Below are 6,416 nucleotides of genomic sequence, written 5' to 3'. Positions count from 1 at the left end.
ATGCGACTACGAGCGACAGTGTCAGCGAGTTCAACGCCTGTGGTCGATTCAATTTCAACCACAGAACGGCATCGCCCAGTTGTCGATGAAGTTCTTCTGTGTTGGTAGCTGTTTCCACTTGCGGCCTTTCGGGATGTCTGTTTCGGAGTTGAATCAAAAGTCTGCTTACCGCAGTCCGAGGGACTTTGCGACCATGCCGCGCAGTACTTCCTTCGTCCCACCGCGGATCGTGCAGGAGGGTGCGTGCAGGATGACGTTGGCCAGCGCCGCGCTGTACCCGTCTGAGGTACCCGGCTCGGGCTCGGTCTGCAGAACCAACCGAAGGGTCTCGGGAATTTCCTGCTCGAAGCAGGTACCGAGGTCCTTGAGCAGGGCCGCATGCAGCGCGGCGTCCTGCTCGTCGGTGATCATCATGGCGATGGAGCGCGACATTCGCCTCAACGTCGAGAGGTGGGCGACCAGGCGCCCCACCGTCCGCGCGCCCTCCCCCGACGGCTGCTGCTTGAGCGCAGTGACGAACTCCTCGACGGCGCCCATGTGAGACATGAACCGGTCGGGCCCGCTTCGCTCGAATGTCAGCTCGCTCGTGACCTGCTGCCATCCTTGGCCTTCGACGCCAATGAGGGCATCGTCAGCAAGGAACACGTCCTGAAAGTGGACTTCATTGAAATCGTCGTCTCCGGCGATGTTCACGATGGACCGGCATGTGACGCCGGGTGTCTTCATGTCGACCAGGAACTGGCTCAAGCCGGCCTGTCGCACTTCGCTCGCGGGCGCCGTACGGCACAGCAAGACCATGTAGTGCGTGCGGTGCGCACTCGAGGTCCAGATCTTGGCACCGTTCACGCGCCAGCCGCCGTCCACCTTGGTGGCGCGCGTGCGTACCGATGCGAGATCCGACCCCGAGTCCGGCTCGCTCAGACCGATGCAAAAGTAGCACTTCCCGGCGGCAATTCGGGGGACGATTTCCTCGCGCTGCCGCTCGCTGCCGAAGCGCAGCAGCAGCGGCCCGCTCTGGCGCTCGGCCACCGCATGCGCAAAGATCGGTGCGCGAACGGCGAGCAGTTCCTCCAGCACGACGAGCCGCTCCGCCAGTCCGTACCCGCCGCCGCCATAGCGCTTTGGAAAACCCATGCCGATCCAGCCGCGCTCGCCAAGGGCTGCGCTGAACTCGGGATCAAAGCCGCTGAAAGCAGCGGCACCGTGCCGATTGCCGTGCCAGCCGTCGATGAACTCGCGAACTTCGGAGCGCAGCCGCTCGCCGATCTCGGACTGCCTCGGGCGCGGAAAGGAAAGGTTGTTCATCGTGCTGCTCCTGCTGCTGCGGCGCCACTGATGGTCTTCGCCATCGGCACCACTGCGCGCCAGAGGGACTGTCCGGCGTCGCCGGCGAGGATGCGTTCGCCGAGATCGCGAGACCAGAAGGCCTCGTTGCCGCACTCGTCTCGCCATGACCAGAGCCGCTGGGTGTATCGATGGAGTTCGTGTTCCTCTGTGAAGCCGATGGCTCCGAACACTTGGTGCGCGATCGCGCACGCCTGCCCCGCCGCTTCACCCGTTCGGATCTTCGCGCTGGCAGCGGCAATGCTCCGCGAGAGGGGCTCGCCTACCCCATCCAGCCATTCATCGATCGCTTCGCTGCCAGCTTCAGCTGCCGCACGCGCGGCGGCCGCCTGCGTCGCGAGAACGGCAATGTTCTGCTGCACCGCCTGGAATTTGCCGATCGGCCGGCCGAACTGGACGCGAAGGTTGGCGTATTCAACGGCAAGCGCAAGCGACCGTTCGATTGCTCCGGCCATCAACGCGCTGCGCAGGACAGCTGAAAGGGCGAGCAGCTCACGCGCATCGAAAGGCGCGGCAACCACCGCCTGCGGCACCACGCTTTCGAGCACCAGCGTATCGCGCGGCTCGCCCGCGAGATTGCGGCCTGAAGTGACGGAAATGCCGGCTGCATCCCGAGCCAGGACAATGAGCTGAGCAGCTGCGCCAGACCCGACGATGAACGCGACATGCGTGCATGCGCCGCCCCATGGCACACGGGGGAGCTTGCCATCGACGCGCCAGCCGTCGCGCGTGCGACCCAGCCGAATCTGCTCGGAATGCGCCGATGACGCGACGGTCGGCAAGGTTGCGCCGTCGACGCCGGCATGGTCCAGAAGCCAGTGCCCGACCATCGCGTCCGCCAGCAGAGCGTCCGCAGCATGCTCACCGGCGAGAACCAGAAGTCCAGATGCATCCGCCCAACTCACGCCCGCGCCGCCCTTGCTCTCTGGCAGCAACGTTTTGTCGAATCCGGACTCTTGCAAAACTGTCCACAGATTTGCAGGCTTGTCCGCGAATATCCGCTGGGCCGCTTCATGCAGCATGTCACGCGTCTCTTCACTCATCACTTGCTCCTGGTGGTTGTCTCTGTCCCGTCAAACGGGATCCCAAGTGAAGATGTCGCGCGACTTGTCCAGCGGAAAGAACGAGGGCTTCATCATGGGCAACGCCACTTCAAGGCAGGTATCGACGGTCCAGCCCTCACTGCGGTGTGCGGTACGGATCGGCCGCGGCTGCGAGAACAGGAAGATCTCGTTGCTGCGAACGCCGAATATCTGCCCGGTCACGCCACGGGCTTCGTCGGTAAGCAGCGCGCAAGTGAAAGGCGCGATCTTGGCCACCTCCATGCGCTGGTTGACCAGCGTGCGGGCCATTCCTTCAGGGGTGTCGGTCGGGATCGAGCTCACCATGCGGGTGAATGCGAAGGGCGCGATGCAGTTCGACCGCACGCTGAAGCGCTCCATATCGAGCGCAATCGATTTCGACAGACCGACGATGCCCATCTTCGCGGCGGAGTAGTTGGCCTGCGCGCCGTTGCCGATCAGCCCGGAGGTCGAAGTCATGTGCACGATGGCACCGGACTCCTGGCTCCTGAAGTGCGGCGCGACGGCACGGGCCATGTTGAAGCAGCCCTTCAGGTGCACCTTCACCACCGCATCGAAGTCCTCTTCGGACATCTTGTGGAAGATGCCATCGCGCAGGTTGCCCGCGTTGTTGACCAGCCCGTCGACGCGCCCGTACACGTCAATCGCATGTTGAACGATGCGATGGGCGGAGCTCCACTCCGCCACGCTGTCGGTGTTGGCGCTGGCCTCGCCGCCGGCCGCGCGAATCTGGTCCACGGTCTCCTGGGCCGGCCCGGCGCTGCCACCAGCGCCATCCATGCTCACGCCCAGGTCGTTCACGATCACACGTGCGCCCTGACGCGCTGCCTCAAGCGCGATCTCCTTGCCTACGCCGGCGCCTGCGCCAGTCACCACAATCACTTTGCCCAGCAGTCGCTGTGTCATGTCAGTCTCCAGATGTATCGATCAATCGTGTCGCGAAGTGAGTTGGTGCGGTTCATGCGGTGAGGATGGTCACCACAGCCGCGGCCGAGTCACCGCCGACCTGGCCGCCGGAGTTCTGTGCCAATCCAACCTTGGCAGCCGGGCGCTGCCGTTCACCGGCCTCACCGCGCAGTTGTTGCGCCAACTCGAAAATCTGAGCGGTGCCAGTGGCCCCGATGGGGTGGCCCCGGCTGATCAACCCGCCGCTTGGATTGATGGAGATCTTTCCGCCAAGGTCTGTCGCACCGCTTCGCAGCAGGTGGACGGCTTCTCCCGGTGCGCAAAGCTGCAGGGTCTCGGCGTTGATCAGCTCGCTGGGCGCGGCCCCATCGTGCACCTCGACCACGTGGACGTCGCGCGGATCGATGGACGCCTCTTCATAGGCAGCCTTGGAGGCCCGTGCCGAAGCGTTGGGGCCTGTCGTATCTCCCGAGCCGGAAACCAATGTAGACGTGGCCACCCATACCGGCCTGGCGCCTGTCAGTTGCGCAGCGACGCGGCTCGAGACGAGGACGATCGCGGCGGCGCCGTCCCCGATCGAAGAGCACATCGGAAGCGTCAGCGGGTTGCTGATCATGCGGGCCGCCAGCACTTCTTCAACGGTCGTCGGCTTGCGGAATTGAGCAAAGGGATTGAGGGACGCTGCATGCCGGCTCTTGACCACGATCTGGGCAATGTCAGCCGACGTCACTCCCGTCGCTTCCATGTAGCGGCGCGTTCTTTCGGCGTAGATGTCCATGAAGATGGAGCCGCTGCCCGATCCAATGTGGTCGGGCAGCTTCTCTTCCATGTCCACCGCGGCCCCGAATGCACCGAAGGACACCGCCTTGTCGGCATGGGTCAGCTTTTCAGCGCCGACTACCAGGACGATGTCGGCCTGCCCGGCTTGCACGCACTGCCAAGCCAGATGGAACGCGGTGCTGCCCGTGGCGCATGCGTTCTCGGTGTTGATCATCGGCTTGCCCAGCAGACCGGTGAATCTCAACGCAGCCTGGGCGCGGACCATTTCCTGCCCGGTGACGAGACCGGCAGCCGCATTACCGAAGTAAACCCGGTCAACACGATCGGCCGTGATGCCGGCGTCTTCGAATGCGATCCGTACAGCCTCTTCGGAAAGACTTCTGACCGAGCGGTCGAGAAATTTCCCAAACGAGGTCATTCCAATTCCAGCAATTGCGACGCGAGCGGTCATCAGTCTCTCCAATTCGTGAGCATCTAAGAAAGTACGCCGCAGGCAGGTCGCAGCGGCTGTGGATCAGGTAATCCGTCAGATGGCAGGGCCGTTGTTGGTCCGGCGGGCGGGGCCGTCGTACTCGACCTGGTCCAGCGTGATCTGGCGCCAGCCGGGCTCGCGCACCGACTCTTCGAATGCGTGGGCGAACAAGCCCGCCGTGCGCGGAACGACGATGAACGCGCGAGACAGCCTCCAGTCGATTCCCAGATCCGAGATGATTGCGCCGACCGCCGCATCGATGTTTGCCAGGAGGGGGCGGTTTTTCTTCTTGATCAGCGCCTTTTCCAACTCGCGCGTCATCCGGATGTGGTCGCCTGCAAGCCCATACTCCTCGGCAAGCGCGAACAGCCTCTTCCCGCGCGGATCGCCTTCGGGATGCTGCGGATGCCCGAAGCCATCCAGCCGCTTGTGCTTGCCGACGTACTCTGTCGCCACGTCCTCATAGCTGCGCCCGCTCGAGGCTGCCTCGGACACCAGCTCCTGGATGTAACGTGCGAACTCTTCGCCGGCACCCCCATGTACGTCGCCAAACATCATGGCGCCGGCAGCGACCGAACACTGGATCGGTACACCGGCTGCCTGCACAAAACGGGTGACTGTCGAGGACGGAGAAATGCCATGGTCGGCGACCGAGATGAACATCGCATTGATGATCTTCGCCTCGTTGCCCTTGGGAAGCTCTCCCTTGTAGAGCAGGTACACCATGGCGCCGAAGTCGATCTTGCCGACGAGATCAGTGAGGACGTCGTAGCCCCTGACCAGAGTACCTTCATGTGGAGTGGGGTCAGCGATAGCGGTTCGCCAATACTTTCGATCAGGGGTCGTTGTCATTCAGTGCTCCAGTCTGGACGTGGGGGGTGAAAGCATTCGCGGTCGGTGGCGAATCAGTGGGACGAATCGTAGTTTTCGAACCAGAAATCTCAGTAGAGGCATGTCCACGATGTGGATGTCGTAACCTAGCGAAACGCGATTCCATAGGGTTTATACGGATCCTGATTGTGAGTTTGTGTCCACAATATGATCAAAATGATGAACTCAACGGAATCACGCGGTACGCAAAGCATCGATCGCACAGTCGGTGTGTTGAAGCACGTGGTTGCCAACGGTTCGCACGGGCTGACGGTGGCCGACCTTGTGGCGCTTAGCGGGCTTGAACGCCCTACCATGCATCGCATAGTCCAGGCTCTGGAGAGACAGGGGTTGTTGAAGCGACCCGCCGGCTCGAAGCGCTATGTGCTGGGTGATTACTGCCGCCAGATGGCGGCCGCTTTCGCTGACCGTGCGGACCTGAGAACGGTGTGCGAACCTGCATTGAGAGGTGTTTCGGAGGAGACCGGAAACAGCGCCTTCCTCATTGGCCGAATAGGGTTCGAGTCAATCTGTCTTGCCCGTGTGATTGGCTCCTACCCCGTTCAGGTGCTCACCGTCAACGTCGGTAGCAGGCAGCCTCTGGGAACGGGCGCAGGAGGCCTGTCCATCCTGTCGACGCTGTCGGAAGCGGAGCGAAACGAATGCATCCGGGCCAACGCGAAACGCCTGGGCAGCTATGGCTCACTGACGGAGTCGACGCTGCGCGCGCTCGTACGTGCAACCCAAGGCCGCGGACACGCGATCATCGGACACTACAGCGTGCCAGGTGTCATCGGGATCGGAATGGCGATGCGCAATGCGACCGGCACTGTCATGGGCGCGATCACTACGGCTTCGATCGACAGTCGGATGTCCAGGCATGACCAACAGATTGCCGCCGCATCCATAGCGAAGCACATTGCACGCATCCAGTCTTCGCTAGACATTCTCTGAGCCATGAC

General features: G+C 62.7%; 6 protein-coding genes. 1 reads left to right on the top strand and 5 read right to left on the bottom strand.

Annotation, left to right across the window (positions count from 1 at the left end; all coding sequences use genetic code 11):
- Nucleotides 1–165 precede the first annotated feature (165 nt).
- The 5 genes from AC1DOC_RS14340 to AC1DOC_RS14320 form a co-directional block, all read right to left on the bottom strand.
- Entirely contained in the window at nucleotides 166–1,305 is a 1,140-nt protein-coding gene (locus AC1DOC_RS14340) for an acyl-CoA dehydrogenase family protein (protein WP_478081222.1), read from the bottom strand.
- Entirely contained in the window at nucleotides 1,302–2,387 is a 1,086-nt protein-coding gene (locus AC1DOC_RS14335; protein WP_478084634.1) for an acyl-CoA dehydrogenase family protein, read from the bottom strand. The genes AC1DOC_RS14340 and AC1DOC_RS14335 overlap by 4 nt, the downstream gene beginning before the upstream one ends.
- Before the next feature lie 30 nt (nucleotides 2,388–2,417).
- The gene (locus AC1DOC_RS14330; protein ID WP_478081220.1) at nucleotides 2,418–3,332 is read right to left on the bottom strand and encodes an SDR family NAD(P)-dependent oxidoreductase; all 915 of its coding nucleotides are present in this window, start codon (nucleotides 3,330–3,332) and stop codon (nucleotides 2,418–2,420) included.
- Nucleotides 3,333–3,384: 52 nt separating this feature from the next.
- Nucleotides 3,385–4,563, bottom strand: coding sequence for a thiolase family protein (locus AC1DOC_RS14325; protein WP_478081219.1), 1,179 nt, complete (start codon nucleotides 4,561–4,563; stop codon nucleotides 3,385–3,387).
- A 75-nt stretch (nucleotides 4,564–4,638) separates the two neighbouring features.
- Nucleotides 4,639–5,436, bottom strand: coding sequence for a citryl-CoA lyase (locus tag AC1DOC_RS14320; protein WP_478081218.1), 798 nt, complete (start codon nucleotides 5,434–5,436; stop codon nucleotides 4,639–4,641).
- Nucleotides 5,437–5,631: 195 nt separating this feature from the next.
- Here AC1DOC_RS14320 and AC1DOC_RS14315 point away from each other — a divergent pair, with 195 nt between their 5' ends.
- Nucleotides 5,632–6,408, top strand: coding sequence for an IclR family transcriptional regulator (locus AC1DOC_RS14315; protein ID WP_478081217.1), 777 nt, complete (start codon nucleotides 5,632–5,634; stop codon nucleotides 6,406–6,408).
- Nucleotides 6,409–6,416 lie beyond the last annotated feature (8 nt).

It is taken from the genome of Variovorax sp. 01T439_2, from assembly GCF_056398445.1.
This window is presented reverse-complemented; position numbering and strand designations above follow the sequence as displayed.